Source organism: Micromonospora sp. NPDC005203 (genome assembly GCF_042872705.1).
Classification (GTDB): Bacteria; Actinomycetota; Actinomycetes; order Mycobacteriales; family Micromonosporaceae; genus Micromonospora.
In genome coordinates, this window is record NZ_JBIAKV010000004.1 from 161980 (window position 1) to 176475 (window position 14496).

12 protein-coding genes are annotated in these 14496 nt (G+C 73.2%); 6 read left to right on the forward strand and 6 right to left on the reverse strand.

What is annotated here, in order from left to right; all coding sequences use genetic code 11:
* The first annotated feature begins 103 nt into the window (after positions 1 to 103).
* A complete protein-coding gene (locus ACFYPM_RS12455) occupies positions 104 to 2257 on the forward strand; it encodes an elongation factor G-like protein EF-G2 (RefSeq protein ID WP_387194784.1) in 2154 nt (717 codons plus the stop codon).
* A 13-nt stretch (positions 2258 to 2270) separates the two neighbouring features.
* On the opposite strand, the gene ACFYPM_RS12460 is transcribed toward ACFYPM_RS12455, so the two are convergent.
* Positions 2271 to 3329: an aldo/keto reductase gene (locus ACFYPM_RS12460; RefSeq protein ID WP_387194787.1), complete on the reverse strand. Its 1059-nt coding sequence runs from the start codon at positions 3327 to 3329 to the stop codon at positions 2271 to 2273.
* A 97-nt stretch (positions 3330 to 3426) separates the two neighbouring features.
* On the opposite strand from ACFYPM_RS12460, the gene ACFYPM_RS12465 reads away from it, so the two are divergent.
* On the forward strand, positions 3427 to 3909 hold the full coding sequence (locus ACFYPM_RS12465; protein ID WP_387194790.1) for a hypothetical protein: 483 nt from the start codon (positions 3427 to 3429) through the stop codon (positions 3907 to 3909).
* Positions 3910 to 3958: 49 nt separating this feature from the next.
* Here the strand turns inward: ACFYPM_RS12465 and ACFYPM_RS12470 are convergent, their stop codons facing one another.
* Positions 3959 to 4471, reverse strand: coding sequence for an HIT domain-containing protein (locus ACFYPM_RS12470; RefSeq protein WP_357570243.1), 513 nt, complete (start codon positions 4469 to 4471; stop codon positions 3959 to 3961).
* A 203-nt stretch (positions 4472 to 4674) separates the two neighbouring features.
* Between ACFYPM_RS12470 and ACFYPM_RS12475 the strand changes: the two genes are divergently transcribed.
* The gene (locus tag ACFYPM_RS12475) at positions 4675 to 5403 is read left to right on the forward strand and encodes a D-Ala-D-Ala carboxypeptidase family metallohydrolase (protein ID WP_387194793.1); all 729 of its coding nucleotides are present in this window, start codon (positions 4675 to 4677) and stop codon (positions 5401 to 5403) included.
* 333 nt (positions 5404 to 5736) lie between these two features.
* On the opposite strand, the gene thrS is transcribed toward ACFYPM_RS12475, so the two are convergent.
* Positions 5737 to 7773, reverse strand: a complete 2037-nt coding sequence (thrS, locus tag ACFYPM_RS12480; RefSeq protein ID WP_387194796.1) for a threonine--tRNA ligase — start codon at positions 7771 to 7773, stop codon at positions 5737 to 5739.
* 188 nt (positions 7774 to 7961) lie between these two features.
* Here thrS and ACFYPM_RS12485 point away from each other — a divergent pair, with 188 nt between their 5' ends.
* Entirely contained in the window at positions 7962 to 8996 is a 1035-nt protein-coding gene (locus ACFYPM_RS12485; protein ID WP_387194800.1) for a DUF1775 domain-containing protein, read from the forward strand.
* A gap of 333 nt (positions 8997 to 9329) precedes the next feature.
* Here the strand turns inward: ACFYPM_RS12485 and ACFYPM_RS12490 are convergent, their stop codons facing one another.
* Positions 9330 to 10250, reverse strand: coding sequence for an ADP-ribosylglycohydrolase family protein (locus ACFYPM_RS12490; protein ID WP_387194803.1), 921 nt, complete (start codon positions 10248 to 10250; stop codon positions 9330 to 9332).
* Positions 10251 to 10323: 73 nt separating this feature from the next.
* On the opposite strand from ACFYPM_RS12490, the gene ACFYPM_RS12495 reads away from it, so the two are divergent.
* Together ACFYPM_RS12495 and ACFYPM_RS12500 are read left to right on the forward strand one after the other, a co-directional pair.
* Positions 10324 to 11013 (forward strand): response regulator transcription factor, encoded by a 690-nt coding sequence (locus tag ACFYPM_RS12495; RefSeq protein ID WP_030489108.1) that lies wholly within the window; start codon positions 10324 to 10326, stop codon positions 11011 to 11013.
* Between the two features lie 29 nt (positions 11014 to 11042).
* A complete protein-coding gene (locus ACFYPM_RS12500) occupies positions 11043 to 12446 on the forward strand; it encodes an ATP-binding protein (RefSeq protein WP_387194806.1) in 1404 nt (467 codons plus the stop codon).
* A 223-nt stretch (positions 12447 to 12669) separates the two neighbouring features.
* On the opposite strand, the gene ACFYPM_RS12505 is transcribed toward ACFYPM_RS12500, so the two are convergent.
* Positions 12670 to 13692: an adenosine deaminase gene (locus ACFYPM_RS12505; protein WP_387194809.1), complete on the reverse strand. Its 1023-nt coding sequence runs from the start codon at positions 13690 to 13692 to the stop codon at positions 12670 to 12672.
* Positions 13689 to 14483, reverse strand: coding sequence for a trans-aconitate 2-methyltransferase (locus ACFYPM_RS12510; protein WP_387194812.1), 795 nt, complete (start codon positions 14481 to 14483; stop codon positions 13689 to 13691). The genes ACFYPM_RS12505 and ACFYPM_RS12510 overlap by 4 nt, the downstream gene beginning before the upstream one ends.
* Positions 14484 to 14496 lie beyond the last annotated feature (13 nt).

The following is a 14496-nucleotide window of genomic DNA, read 5'->3' on the forward strand; positions in this document are numbered from 1 at the left end:
CTGTGCACGAGACCACCGGAGGATACTGCCGCGCACTCGCCCCGGGCCGCTTACACCTCGCGCGGCGGTCGCCACCCACCACCGGCTGAGGGAGGTGCGCCCCATGGCGCAGAAGCATGAGAAGGGTTCCACCGGCGGCGCGCCGGTGGTGACCGAGCCCGAGCGGGTTCGCAACGTGGTGCTCGTCGGGCACTCCGGCGCGGGCAAGACGACGCTGGTCGAGGCCCTGCTCGCGGCCACCGGCACGATCGGCCGGGCCGGCGCCGTGGTCGACGGCACGACGGTCGGCGACCACGACCCCGCCGCCGTCCGCCAACAGCGGTCGGTCAGCCTGTCCTGCGCGCCGCTGCTGCACAACGGCATCAAGGTCAACCTGCTGGACACCCCCGGGTACGCCGACTTCGTGGGCGAACTGCGCGCCGGGCTGCGGGCCGCCGACGCCGCCCTCTTCGTCGTCTCCGCGGCGGGCGGCATGGACGCGGCCACCGTCGCGCTGTGGGAGGAGTGCGCGGCGGTCGACCTGCCCCGCGCGGTCGCGGTCTCCCGACTGGACCAGCCCCGCGCCGACGTCGACGAGACGGTGGCGCTCTGCCAGCGCCTCTTCGGCGACAACGTGATGCCCCTCTACCTGCCGATGCTCGGCGACGACGGCGTGTCCACCGAGGGTCTGCTCGGCCTGATCACCCGCCGGGTCTTCGACTACTCCGCCGGACTGCCCGCCGACGTCCGCGACCCGGACCCGGAGCACCAGCGGGCCATCGACGAGTCCCGCGACGAGCTGATCGAGGGGATCATCGCCGAGAGCGAGGACGAGACCCTCATGGACCGCTACCTCGACGGCGAGGAGATCAGCACCGAGGTGCTCATCGACGACCTGGAGAAGGCCGTCACCCGGGGGCACTTCTACCCGGTGGTACCGGTCTGCGCCGAGACCGGGGTGGGGCTGGACGTGCTGCTGGAGGTGCTCACCGCCGCGTTCCCGTCGCCGTTGGAGCACGAGTTGCCGGCGGTGACCGGCGTCGACGGCTCGCCGCGTCCGCCGCTGACCTGCGACCCGGCCGGGCCGCTCGTCGCGGAGGTCGTCAAGACCACCATCGACCGCCACGTCGGCCGGGTCTCGCTGGTCCGGGTCTTCTCCGGCACGCTGCGCCCCGAGGTGACCATGCACGTGTCCGGTCACGGCATGGCCGAACGCGGGCACCCCGACCACGACGCCGACGAGCGGGTCGGGCACATCTTCACCCCGCTGGGCGCCACCCTGCGGGAGGTGCCGCTCTGCGTGGCCGGCGACCTCTGCGCGATCACCAAGTCGGGCAGCGCCGAGACCGGCGACACCATCTCCGCCCGGGACGAACCGCTGCTGATCGCCCCCTGGGAGATGCCCGAGCCGCTGCTGCCGGTGGCGGTCGTCGCCCACCGCCGCGCCGACGAGGACGCCCTGGCCCGCAACCTCGCCCGCCTGGTCGCCGGCGACCCCACCCTGCGGCTGGAGCGCAACCCGGAGACCCACCAGTTGGTGCTCTGGTGCATGGGCGAGGCCCACGCCGACGTGGTGCTCGACCGGCTGCGCGCCGGCGGCGTCGAGCTGGACACCGAGCCGGTCACGGTGTCGCTGCGCGAGACGCTCACCGTGCCCGCGACGGGGCACGGCCGCCACGTCAAGCAGTCCGGTGGCCACGGCCAGTACGCGGTCTGCGACATCGAGGTCGAGCCCCTGCCCCCGGGCAGCGGCAACGATTTCGTCGACCGGGTCGTCGGCGGCGCGGTGCCGCACAACTACATCCCGTCGGTGGAGAAGGGCGTCCGCGCCCAACTGGAGCGCGGCCTGGTCGCCGGCCACCCGGTGGTGGACCTGCGGGTGACCCTGGTCGACGGCAAGGCGCACAGCGTCGACTCCTCCGACGCGGCCTTCCAGACCGCCGGCGCGCTGGCCCTGCGGGACGCCGCCGACCGTGGTCAGCCCGCGCTACTGGAGCCGATCGACGAGGTCACCATCCGGGTGCCGGACGGTTCGATGGGCGCGGTGCTGGGCGACCTGTCCAGCCGGCGCGGCCGGGTACTCGGCACCGAACCGGACCCGGACACCGAGGGCCGCACCCTCGTGCGCGCCGAGGTGCCGGGCACCGAGTTGCTGCGCTACGCCGTCGAGTTGCGTTCCCTGACGGCTGGCACCGGCACCTTCCGCCGTCAGTACGTCCGCCACGACCCCATGCCCGCCCACCTGGCCGACCAGATCCGCAAGGAACACACTCCCTGACCCTCGCCCCGCTTCAGGGGTGGACGGTGGGGTGCGCGGGAGGGGGCCAGTGGGGGCGGTCGGCGTCCACCAGGGCGGCGGTGCGCAGGGCCGCCAACTGGCGCTCCACCTCGACGAACTGGTCCGCCGGCAGGGGACCCCGGTGTAGCGCGGCGGCGTTCTCCTCGACCTGGGCGACCGTACGGCAGCCGGGGATCGGGATGGTGCGGCCGCTGCGCGCCCAGATCCAGCCCAGCGCCCCCTGGGCGAGGGTGCGCCCATCGGCGGTGAGCGCCGCGCGGACCGCCCCGACCCGGCGCAGCCACTCCGGCGCGGGCCGGCCACCGCGGAACCACTCCGACCAGCCGGGGGTCAACCCGCGTACGTCGTCGCGGGGCAGCACCGACCCGGCCGAGTACTTGCCGGTGAGCAGGCCCATCCCCAGCGGTCCCCGGTTGACGCTGGCCAGGTCGTACTTGTCGCAGACCGCGAGCAACTCGGGGGCGTCCCGCAGCACCGACAGGGTGTGCTGCACGGCGGTGGCACCGGCGGCGCCGTGACCGAAGGCGGTGGCCCGGTCGACCCGGTCGGTGCTCCACCCGTACGCCCGGATCAGGCCCTCGGCGACCAGGTCCTCGCAGGTGCCGACCAGCACCTGCGCCCGCGGCACCGACAGGTCGGCCAGGTGCAGCTGGTAGAGGTCGATCCGGTCGGTGCCCAACCGCCGCAGCGAGTCCGTCACGGCCCGACGCAGGTACGTCGGCGACGCGTCCTCCCCGGTGGCCTGTCGGCTCGCCTCGTCGAAGGTGTAACCCCACTTGGTGGCGATCACCGCCTCGTCCCGGCGGCCCGCGAGCGCTCGGCCGAGGACCCGCTCGCCGTGCCCGGCGCCGTACGTGTCGGCGGTGTCGAAGAGGGTGATGCCCTCCTCGAGTGCCCGGCGGACCGCCCGCACGGACTCGTCGTCGTCGACCGCGCCCCAGCCCAGCGGTCGGGCCCCCGCCGCCCACGGTCCGCCGATCGCCCAGCACCCCATGCCGAGGGCGCTGACCTCGATGCCGCTGCGCCCCAACGTCCGCGTCGTGACTGCCATCGGCCGATCGTGCCATCTTCACCTGGTCGGGACGAGCAGATCCGCGGGCGGATACGCGGTCGCACGGAGACGGTCAGGGTGCGGCATGATCGGCGCCATGCGGCGACTCGGGGTGGACATCGGCGGAGTGATCATCGAGCCGGCCGACGAGGACGCCGACACGTCGTTCTTCGGCGCGCACTACCTGCGTACCCCCGCAGTCGCCGGGTCGTTCGACGCGCTCGCGGCACTCGGCCCGGCGTTCGACGAGGTGCACCTGGTGTCCAAGTGTGGCGAGGCCACCGAGCGGCGCACCCGGGAGTGGCTGGCCCACCACGACGTCCCGGCGCGCACCGGCATCCCGGTGGAGCGCGTGCACTTCTGCCGCACCCGACCGGACAAGGCTCCGATCGCGCGGCGGCTCGGGTTGACCCACTTCGTGGACGACAAGTTGGAGGTGCTCGGCTACCTCGAATCGGTGCCGTACCGCTTCCTGTTCCGGCCCCGGCCGGCGCAGGTCGCCGCCCACGCGGCGCTGCTGCCGCGCGTTCACCGGGTGGAGAGCTGGCCGGAGCTGACCCCGCTGCTGCGCGGCGACTGACCGCGCCCGGCGCGGACGGCCGCGGCGCTGGCCGGCGCGCGGCCGGCGGTCAGGACGGCCAGGCGCGGGCCAGGAGGTCGCGGGTGTCGCCGAGCAGTTGCGGCAGGACCTTGGTACGGCCGATCACCGGCATGAAGTTGGCGTCGCCGCCCCAGCGCGGCACCACGTGCTGGTGCAGGTGCGCAGCGATGCCGGCGCCGGCCACCCCGCCCTGGTTCATGCCCAGGTTGAAGCCGTGCGCGTTGCTCACCTTGCGGATCACCCGCATGGCGGTCTGGGTGTACGACGCCAACTCGGTGGTCTCCGGCAGGTCCAGGTCGGTGTAGTCGGCGACGTGCCGGTAGGGGCAGACCAGCAGGTGCCCTGGATTGTACGGATAGAGGTTGAGCACCACGAACACGTGCTCACCACGGGCCACCACCAGGCTGTCCTCCGGCGGCAGCTTGGGCGCCCGGCAGAAGGGGCAGCCGGTGGGCTTCTCGTAGCCCTCGGCCGGACGGTCCTCGCCGGAGATGTAGGTCATCCGGTGCGGCGTCCAGAGCCGATCCAGGCCGTCCGCCATGCCGTCCGCCAGGCCGTCCGCCATGCCGTCGATGTCCGTGTGCCGTTCCGCCCCTGTCACGAGCCGATCCTACGGAGCCGTCCCGTCGGACCGCGACACCCGTCGCCGGGAAAACCGGGTGCTGCACATTCTTGACGGATCAATGCCAAGACCTGAAGATTCTACGCATCCAGATCCACGCATGTATCGATGGAGGGTCACCCATGATCCGACGGCTCGGCCGGCTCCTCGCGGCACTCGCCCTGACCGCCGCCACCACAGTGGCCGGCATCACCCTCACCGCCGGCGCCGCACAGGCGGACGGCTGTTACACCTGGGGTCGCACCCTGTCCCAGGGGGCGTCCGGCGACGATGTCCGGCAACTCCAGATCCGGGTCGCCGGCTACCCCGGCTACGGTGCGGTGCTCACCATCGACGGCGCGTTCGGCCCCGGCACCCGGTCGGCGGTGATCCGCTTCCAGCAGGCGTACGGGCTGCCCGCGGACGGGATCGCCGGCCCACAGACGTTCAACCGGCTCTACGCCCTGCAGGACGACGACTGCACACCCGCCAACTTCAGCTATCCCGAGCTGAACAGGTGCAACAGCGACTGGTCCGGCGGTGCGGTCGCGGCGAGCACCGCGCGAGCCAACGCGCTCGTCTCGATGTGGAAGCTCCAAGCCCTGCGGCACGCCCTCGGCGACGTGGCCATCTCGATCAGCAGCAGCTTCCGCAGCTACGCCTGCAACAGCGCGGTCGGCGGGGCGTCCAACAGCCGGCACCTGTACGGGGACGCGGTCGACCTGGTCGGGTCACCGTCGCTCTGCCGACTGGCCCAGCAGGCCCGCTACCACGGCTTCGGGCAGATCCTCGGCCCCGGCTACCCGGACCACAACGACCACACCCACGTGGCAGCCGTCGGCGGCTGGTCGGCACCAACCTGCGGTATCTGAGACCCAGCACCGCCCCCGGGCACGGCGTCCCGGGCACGGCGTCCCGGGCACGGCCTCCGGGCACGGCCTCCGGGCGCCGCCGCCGGGCGAAGATCGCGCTCGAACATGGATGTAGTGGCCTCCTCCGCGAGGGAGGCCACTACATCCCGGATCGAGCGCGATCATGCGGGATGCGGGCGGGCCGCGAGCAGGAACCGGGCGGGCCGCGAGCAGGAACCGGGCGGGCCGCGAGCAGGACGCGGGCCGCGAGCAGGAACCGGGCGGGCCGCGAGCAGGACGCGGGCCGCGAGCAGGACGCGGGCCGCGAGCAGGACGCGGGCCGCGGCGGTTCCGTTACTCCGCGGCGGCGGACGGGCCGATGTTCGTTCGCGAGCTGACCACGTCCAGGATGTGGGTCACCGCCTCGGCGACCGGCACCCCGTTGCGCTGGGAGCCGTCGCGGTAGCGGAAGGAGACCGTGCCGGCGGCCACGTCGTCGTCACCGGCGATCACCATGAACGGGATCTTCTGCTGCTGCGCCGTACGGATCTTCTTCTGCATCCGGTCGTCGCCCGCGTCCACCTGCGCCCGGATGCCCTCGGCGCGCAGCGCCGCGACGAAGCCGTGCAGGTAGTCGGTGTGGTCCTCGCGGATCGGGATGCCGACCACCTGCACCGGGGCCAGCCAGGCCGGGAACGCGCCCGCGTAGTGCTCGGTGAGCACCCCGAAGAACCGCTCGATCGACCCGAACAGCGCTCGGTGGATCATCACGGGCCGCTGCCGGGTGCCGTCGGCGGCCTGGTACTCCAACCCGAACCGCTCCGGCTGGTTGAAGTCGACCTGGATGGTCGACATCTGCCACGTGCGGCCGATCGCGTCCCGCGCCTGCACGGAGATCTTCGGTCCGTAGAACGCCGCGCCGCCCGGGTCGGGCACCAGCTCCAGGCCGGAGGTCGCCGCGGCGGTCCGCAGCGCCTCGGTCGCCTCCGCCCAGTCCTCCTCGGCCCCGATGAACTTGGGCGAGTCGTCGCGGGTCGACAGCTCCAGGTAGAAGTCGTCCAGGCCGTAGTCGCGCAACAGGTCCAGCACGAAGCTGAGCAGCGCGGACAGCTCCCCGGCCATCTGCTCGCGGGTGCAGTAGATGTGCGAGTCGTCCTGGGTCAGACCGCGGACCCGGGTGAGGCCGTGCACGACGCCGGACTTCTCGTACCGGTAGACCGTGCCGAACTCGAACATCCGCAGCGGCAGTTCCCGGTACGACCGCCCGCGCGACCTGAAGATCAGGTTGTGCATCGGGCAGTTCATCGCCTTGAGGTAGTAGTCCGCGCCCTCCAGCTGCATGGGCGGGAACATGGTGTCCGCGTAGTACGGCAGGTGCCCGGAGGTCTGGAACAGCTGCGCCTTGGTGATGTGTGGGGTGTTGACGAACTCGTACCCCGCCGCCTCGTGGCGCTGACGCGAGTAGTGCTCCATCTCGCGGCGGATGATGCCACCCTTGGGGTGGAAGACCGCCAGGCCGGAGCCGATCTCGTCGGGGAAGCTGAACAGGTCGAGGTCCGCGCCGAGCTTGCGGTGGTCGCGCCGGGCGGCCTCCTCCAACAGCTTCAGGTACGCCTTGAGCTCGTCGCGGGTCGGCCACGCCGTGCCGTACACCCGCTGTAGTTGGGGGTTCTTCTCCGACCCCCGCCAGTACGCGGCGGCCGAGCGCATCAGCTTGAACGCGCCGATCAGGCGGGTGGTCGGCAGGTGCGGGCCCCGGCACAGGTCCGACCAGCAGACCTTGTCCTCCTTGGCGTCGAGGTTGTCGTAGATGGTCAGCTCGCCGCCGCCCACCTCCATCACCTCGTTGGTGTCCAGGCCCTCGCCCTTGACCTCGCCCTGCTCCTGCTCGCTCTTGAGAGCGACGAGCTCCAGCTTGAACGGCTCGTCGGCCAGCTCGGAGCGCGCCTCGTCCAGGCTGCCGAAGCGGCGGCGACGGAATCGCTGCCCGGACTTGATGATCTCCTGCATGCGCTTCTCGAGCTTGCTGAGGTCGTCGGGCTGGAACGGCTTGTCGACGTCGAAGTCGTAGTAGAAGCCGTTCTCGATGGGCGGGCCGATGCCCAGCTTGGCCTCGGGGAAGATGTCCTGCACGGCCTGGGCGAGCACGTGCGCGGTGGAGTGACGCAGCACGTTCAGCCCGTCGGGCGAGTCCAAACTGACCGGCTCGACAACGGTCTCCTCGGCCGGCGCCCAGTCCAGGTCGCGGAGCTGACCCTGCGGGTCGCGGACCACGACGATCGCCTTGGGGCCGTTCGCGGGCAGTCCGGCCGCGGCCACCGCGTCGGCCGCCGTGGTCCCGGCGGCGACGACGACGGGGTCGGCCACGGCGGGGGTACGGGGTGCGGACACGGTGACTCCTCCAAGTGGTACGAAACGGTGCCGATCCTCGGCTCCTGCCGATGCTATCGGTCGCCTCGCCCCCGAACGGGAACGGCACCTCCTTGGCACCGACGTTGAACCTTTCGCGCCTCGCAGCCGAACTAGAAGGTGTGGCCGGAAACCGGTGCCGGCCGCGTCGACACGGATGGGGGCACGAGATGGCGAGCACGTACGGCGGTGGCCGTCGGCGGCGGATCGTGGCGGCGACAGCGGTGACCGCCGCTGGGCTGCTGTTCTGGCCTGGCACGGCGTACGCGGCGGACGTGACGACCACCCCGACCGAGGCCCGGCAGGGCGACGCGGTACGGCTGGAGTTCAGCGTTCCGGAGGAGCGGGCCGGCACGAAGACCAACCAGATCGAGGTCCGGTTGCCGGCCGACGCGCCGATCGCCGAGGTCTACCCGATGTCGGTGAACGGTTGGGCGCCACGGATCAGCTCCCGCACCCTGGACAAGCCGGTGGCCGGCATCCACTCCTCCGGAGTGAGCACGGTGACCACGGCGGTGACCTGGGTCCGGGTGGGCCAGAGCGAGCCCGGCCCGGCCCGACTGGCGCTGTCGATGGGGCCGATGCCGCAGGCGGAGCGGCTCACCTTCGAGGTCGTCCAGACGTACGCCGACGGCACGGTGGTCCGGTGGGCGGACGCCGCCGGCCCGCACCGGGCGCCGACGCTCGCCCTGCTGCCGGCGGCGCCCGGCGCGGCGGGTCCGGCCACACACGGCGGGCACGGCGGCCCGGCTGCGGGCGGCCCGGCTGCGGGCGGCCCGGCTGCCGCGGACAAGGGTGCCGACGCCGCGCCGCCGGCCCGGTCGGGCGGTGCCGACGAGGGCAGCGCCGACGGAATGTTGGCCGCCGGTCTGCTGGCCGGGCTGGGTGGTGGGGCGGCGATCGGTTGGCTGGTCAGCCGGTGGCGCCGACGCGACCCGGACGAGGCCACGGCGCTCGCCGAGGTGACCGGCGACCCGGACGAGGCCGCGAAGCCCGACGAGGCCGCGACCCTGGCCGAGATCACCGGCCGCGCCGCCACGCCCGCCAAGATCACCGGCCGCGCGGACGAGACCGCGACCTCGGCCGAGATCACCGGCCGCGCGGACGACACTGCCGCCGCCACGGACCTCCAGCCCGCCGACCTACAGGCCGCCGACCTCCAGCCCGCCGATCCCCAGGCCGCTGTGCCGGCAGCGTCGCGGTGATCCACTCGGGTTCCCGGAAACCGCGCCATCCAGGCCGCACGGACAGCCCGATTTGGCGGTGATCCACTCGGGTTCCCGGAAACCGCGCCAACCAGGCCGCACGGACAGCCCGATTTGGCGGTGATCCACTCGGGTTCCCGGAAACCGCGCCAACCAGGCCGCACGGACAGCCCGAGTTACAGAAAGCCGAGTTGACCGTGCGCAGGCCAGCCCACGCCGACGCAGGCCAACCCACAGGCGCAGGCCAGCCCACGCCGACGCCGGCCAACCCACAGGCGCAGGCCAGCCCACGCCGACGCAGGCCAACCCACAGGCGCAGGGCAACGCCGGTGGTCAGGGGAGCCAGGTAGGTAGCGGCTCGCGGGCGGCCAGCCACGACTCGGGCACCCCGCCCGGGGTGCCGACACCCGTGTACGCGGCCACGATCGCCCCGACGATGGCGGCCGTGGTGTCCAGGTCACCGCCGGCCCGGACACACGCCCGGATCGCCGTCGGGTAGTCGTCGAGGTGGGTCGCGGCGACCCAGAGGGTGAATCCGACGGTGTCCTGCGCCGTCACCCGGGAGCCGTTGCCGAGTTCCGCCACCACCCGTTCCGCCGGTCGGCCGAGCAGCCCGGCCGCCCGGCTCACGCTCCGGTGCACCTCGGTGCCCGGGTCCAGCGCGGCGGCGATCCCGGCGAGCAGGCGGTCCGGTGCCGGCCGGTGCCCGTCGAGGCGGCTCCGGGCGGCCAGCGCGGCGGCCACGGCCACCGCGACGGCGCCGGCGATGCCTTCGTGGTGCGCGTGGGTCACCTCGGCCGAGGCGCGGGCCTGCGCCGCGGCACGGGCGGTGGAGTCGGCGAAGTACGCGCCCAGCGGACCGACGCGCATCGCCGCGCCATTGCCGCAGGAGCCCTGGCCGTCGAAGGCGGACGCGGCGGCCAGCGGCCAGGGGGTGCCGGTGCGGATCAGCTCCAGGATCGCCATCGCGCCAGCCCCGTAGCCTCGACGTGGAGCACACCGCTCGGCGAAGGAAAGGGCCAGTCGGTCGCGGTCGACGCCACCGGAGTGGTTCAGCTCGGCGAGGACCGAGCAGGCCATCTCGGTGTCGTCGGTCCATTCCCAGGGGGCCGGCGGCAGCGCGTCCGCGGTGATGTCCGAGGGCGCCGCCCCCGGCGCGAAGTACTGCGCGCCGAGCGCGTCGCCGGTCGAGAGACCGGCGAGGCTGTCCCGGGCGAGCGCCAGACGGGCATCGACGAACAGGGTGAACGACATCGTCGTACCAGCTTGCCCGCTCGCCAGGCACGCCGCAATGCGATCAACTTGCCAGGCCAAGTACGGTCTTGTCGTGGCCTCCGTGCTCCTGGTCGAAGACGATCACGTCGTCCGTGGCGCGATGCTGCGGTCCCTCACCGACCGGGGGCATGCCGTGCACGCCGTGGGTACGGCGTTGGACGCCCTGCGTCGGGTCGCCGCGGAGACACCCGACCTGGTGGTGCTCGACCTCGGCCTGCCCGACCTGGACGGCTCGGACGCGCTGCGGATGCTGCGCGGCATCACCGACGTCCCGATCATCATCGCCACCGCCCGCGACGACGAGCAGTCGGTGGTCAAGCTGCTGCGCGCCGGCGCCGACGACTACATGGTCAAGCCGTTCACCGGGGCGCACCTGGACGCGCGGATCACCACCGTGCTGCGCCGGGCCGGCCGGGCCAGCCGCACGGTCCAGCCCGCGGTGCACAGCGTCGGCGGGCTGCGGGTGGACGTGGGCGAGCGCAGCGCCCAGCTCGACGGGGAGCCGCTGGCGCTGACCCGCAAGGAATTCGACCTGTTGGCGTATCTCGCCGCACGACCTGGGCGGGTAGTGTCCCGCCGGGAACTCTTGGAGGAGGTATGGCGGCAGCCATCGGTCGGCGAGGACCAGACCATCGACGTTCACCTGTACTGGCTTCGCCGAAAGATGGGCGAGTCCGCGGCGAAGCCGCGCTACCTGCGCACCGTGCGGGGGGTGGGGTTCCGGCTGGTAGCACCGGACTGAGGACGGCGCTGGCCCTGCTCACGGCCGGCATGTGCAGTCTCGTCGCGCTCGCGTTCCTGATCCCCCTCGGGCTCAGCCTGCGGGAGCAGAGCCGGGACGAGGCCATCGCAGACGCGGCCCGGCGCAGCGCGCTGGTGACCGGCGCGCTGGCGGTGAGCACCGACCCGGCGGTCGTCGAGCGTGCCGTGGTGGCGAGCGCCGAGGGTGCGCCGACCCGGCCCGTGGTGCACGGTCTGGGACTGGACGAGTCCGCCAGTCGGGCCAGCGGCGGCGACCTGGACCGGGCCCGCACCGAACGGCGGTCCTTGGTCGTCGACGTCGACGGGGGGGTGGTCCGGCTCGACCCGGTCGTCCTCGGTGACCGGGCGGCCGTGGTCGAGGTGTTCCTCCCGGAGTCGACGCTGGGCGAGGGTGCCGGCGGCACCTGGCTGTTGCTGTTCGCGGTCGGCGCGGCGATGGCCGGCGCGGCGGTGCTGGTGGTCGACCGGGTCGCCGCCCGCGCGGTGGACGCGACCCGAGGTCTGGTCAAGGCCGCGCTCTCCATCGGCGACGGCGACGTGGGCGTACGCGTCGAGCCGACCGGTCCGCGCGAGCTGGCCGAGGCCGGGTACGCCTTCAACCGGATGGCTGACCGGCTGGACGCGGCCCGCACCGACGAGCGGGAGCTGGTGGCCGACCTGTCGCATCGGCTGCGTACCCCGTTGACCGTGCTGCGGTTGGACGCGGAGGCGTTGGAGTCCGATGACACCAGCGTGGGGTCGTTCAGCCCGGCGGAGCTGGACCGGTTACGCGGCATCCGGCGGATCCGGCAGGCGATCGTCACCCTGGAGGGTGAGATCGACGTGCTGATCAAGACGACCCGCAAGTCGGTGGCGCACGAGGCCGGCCCGGCGATGTGTGACGTCAGCGAGGTGGTCCGGGACCGGATGGTGTTCTGGGCGGCGCTGGCCGGCGACCAGAACCGGCCACACCGGGTGAACGGCGCGCAGCTGCGCATCCCCGCGCCGGTGCCACGGGCCGAGTTTGCCGCCGCGCTGGACGCGGTGATCGGCAACGTCTTCCGGTACACCCCGCAGGGCACGGCGTTCGAGGTGGCCGTGTCCCGGCGCGACGGTTATGTGGCGATCCGGATCGACGACGCCGGCCCCGGCATCGCCAACCCGGACCGGGCGCTGCGGCGGGGCACCAGCGACCAGGGCTCGACCGGGCTCGGCCTGGACATCGCCAAGCGGGTGGCGTTGCAGGCCAACGGGTCGGTGAGCATCGACCGGGCCCGGCTGGGCGGGGCCAGCGTGGTGATGCTCCTCGCCGATCCGGAGGCGACGCCGCGGCAGGTCAGCCGCTTCGGTCTGGTCGGACGGATGGCCCGCGACGCCCGGGACACCAAGGGTGCGGGACGGCGCTGGACGCGTCAGCGTCCCACCGACGACTGAGGTGGGTTGTGGGCCGTCGCAAGTCTTCCTTAGATCGCGGTTAACGACCGGGCTGGACCGGCCGCGAGCTGACAGGATCAGAACACGAACCCACCAGTTTCACCGGTCGTAGCGTGCCTGGGTGCACCCACGAACGGTGAAGCCGCGCGCGCGGCGGGAGTCTCAGGTCCCCCCACACCCACGCTCCCGCCGCGCGCCCCGCTCCTCCCGACCCGCCCCTCGCTCAACCGGCGGCGGCGAGGTACGCGTCGATCTCGGCCGTGATCCGCTGCTTGCCGTCGGGGTCGAGGAAGGACGCGGTCACCGCGTTGCGGGCCAGTCCGGCCAGCCCCTCGGGGCCGACCCCGAGCAGGCGGGCCGCCACCGCGTACTCGTCGTTGAGGGTGGTGCCGAACATCGGCGGGTCGTCGGAGTTGATGGTGACCAGCAGCCCCGCCTCCACCAGCTTGGGCAGTGGGTGCTCGTCGAGGGTGGCCACCGCGCGGGTCCGGACGTTCGACGTCGGACAGATCTCCATGCCGATCTGCCGCTCGGCCAGGTACGCGAGCAGCTCCGGGTCCTGCGCGGCGGAGATGCCGTGCCCGATCCGCTCGGCGCCCAGCTCGTGCAGCGCGTCCCAGACGGTCTGCGGGCCGGTGGTCTCCCCCGCGTGCGGCACCGAACGCAGCCCGGCGGAGCGCGCCTGGTCGAAGTAGGGCCGGAACTGCGGCCGGGGTACCCCGATCTCCGGGCCACCCAGACCGAAGCTGACCAGGCCGTCCGGGCGCTCCGCAAGGGCGATGCGCAGCGTCTCCTCGGCCGCGGGCAGGCCCGCCTCGCCCGGGATGTCGAAGCACCAGCGCAGCTCGATGCCGAAGTCGGCCGTCGCGCGCTTGCGGGCGTCCTCGATCGCCTCGCAGAACGCCGGCGCGGGGATGCCCCGCCGCACGTGCGAGTACGGGGTGATCGTCAGCTCCGCGTAGCGGACCTGTTGGCGGGCCAGCTCCCGGGCCACCTCGTGGGTGAGGATCCAGACGTCCTCCGGGTCGCGGATGAGGTCCACGACGCTCAGGTAGACCTCGATGAAGTGCGCGAAGTCGCGGAACTCGAAGTAGTCGGCGAGCGCCTCCGGGTCGGCCGGCACGGGGGTGCGTCCCTCGTGGCGGGCGGCCAGTTCGGCGACGATCCGGGGCGAGGCGGAGCCGACGTGGTGCACGTGCAGCTCCACCTTGGGCAGGCCGGCGATGAAGGCGGACGGGTCGGTCACGGACTCTCCTCTGCACGGTCGCCGGTGCGGGCGACGACGAAGACGCGGCGGAACGGGAAGTACACCTGACCCTGCCGGACCGGGTAGGCGGCGGCGAGGCGTACCCCCAGCTCGGCCCGGAAGGCCGACCAGCCGGCGGCGTCCAGCGCGGCCCGGACCGGACGCAGCGCGGTGCCTTCCATCCAGGCCAGCACCGGGTGGTCGGCGGCGGGCCGGGCGGGCAGCAGGTGCACGTAGGTAGTCTCCCAGGCGTCCACCGCGCACCCGGCGGCGGTCAGCAGTGCCGCGTAGTCGGCCGGGTCGTCGACCGGGTCGGCGCGCAGCAGCGGGGCGACCTCGGCCCGCCCGGCCGGCCCGTCGGCGACCTGGCGCAACGCCCGGTGGGAGGCGGCGGCGAAGTTGCCGGGGACCTGCATGGCGAGCCACGCGCCGGCGGGCAGCTCGGCGGCCCAGCGACGCAGCAGCTCCTGGTGGCCGGGCACCCACTGGAGCGCCGCGTTGCTGACCACCACGTCCTCGTCACCGGTGGGCCGCCAGTCGCGCAGGTCGGCGACGGCGAAGTCGACTCCGGCGCCGAGGGCGGTGGCTCGCTCGATCATCTCGGGCGAGGAGTCCAGGCCGCGTACCCGGCTCGCCGGCCAGCGTTCGGCGAGGGTGGCGGTGAGCTGGCCGGGGCCGCAGCCGAGGTCGACGATCGTCCGGGGCCGGTCGGCGGGGATCCGCGCGACCAGGTCGTGGAACGGCCGGGATCGCTCGTCGCCGTAGCGCAGATAGGTCGTCGGGTCCCACATCACTGCCTCCCAA

Excerpts from the sequence above, each read along its gene's own strand:
- ACFYPM_RS12485 (WP_387194800.1), top strand. The coding sequence starts at position 7,962 with ATGGCGAGCACGTACGGCGGTGGCCGTCGGCGGCGGATCGTGGCGGCG.
- ACFYPM_RS12465 (WP_387194790.1), top strand. The coding sequence starts at position 3,427 with ATGCGGCGACTCGGGGTGGACATCGGCGGAGTGATCATCGAGCCGGCC.
- ACFYPM_RS12490 (WP_387194803.1), bottom strand. The coding sequence starts at position 10,250 with ATGTCGTTCACCCTGTTCGTCGATGCCCGTCTGGCGCTCGCCCGGGAC.
- ACFYPM_RS12460 (WP_387194787.1), bottom strand. The coding sequence starts at position 3,329 with ATGGCAGTCACGACGCGGACGTTGGGGCGCAGCGGCATCGAGGTCAGC.
- ACFYPM_RS12500 (WP_387194806.1), top strand. The coding sequence starts at position 11,043 with ATGTGCAGTCTCGTCGCGCTCGCGTTCCTGATCCCCCTCGGGCTCAGC.
- ACFYPM_RS12475 (WP_387194793.1), top strand. The coding sequence starts at position 4,675 with ATGATCCGACGGCTCGGCCGGCTCCTCGCGGCACTCGCCCTGACCGCC.
- ACFYPM_RS12510 (WP_387194812.1), bottom strand. The coding sequence starts at position 14,483 with ATGTGGGACCCGACGACCTATCTGCGCTACGGCGACGAGCGATCCCGG.
- ACFYPM_RS12455 (WP_387194784.1), top strand. The coding sequence starts at position 104 with ATGGCGCAGAAGCATGAGAAGGGTTCCACCGGCGGCGCGCCGGTGGTG.
- ACFYPM_RS12470 (WP_357570243.1), bottom strand. The coding sequence starts at position 4,471 with ATGGCGGACGGCCTGGATCGGCTCTGGACGCCGCACCGGATGACCTAC.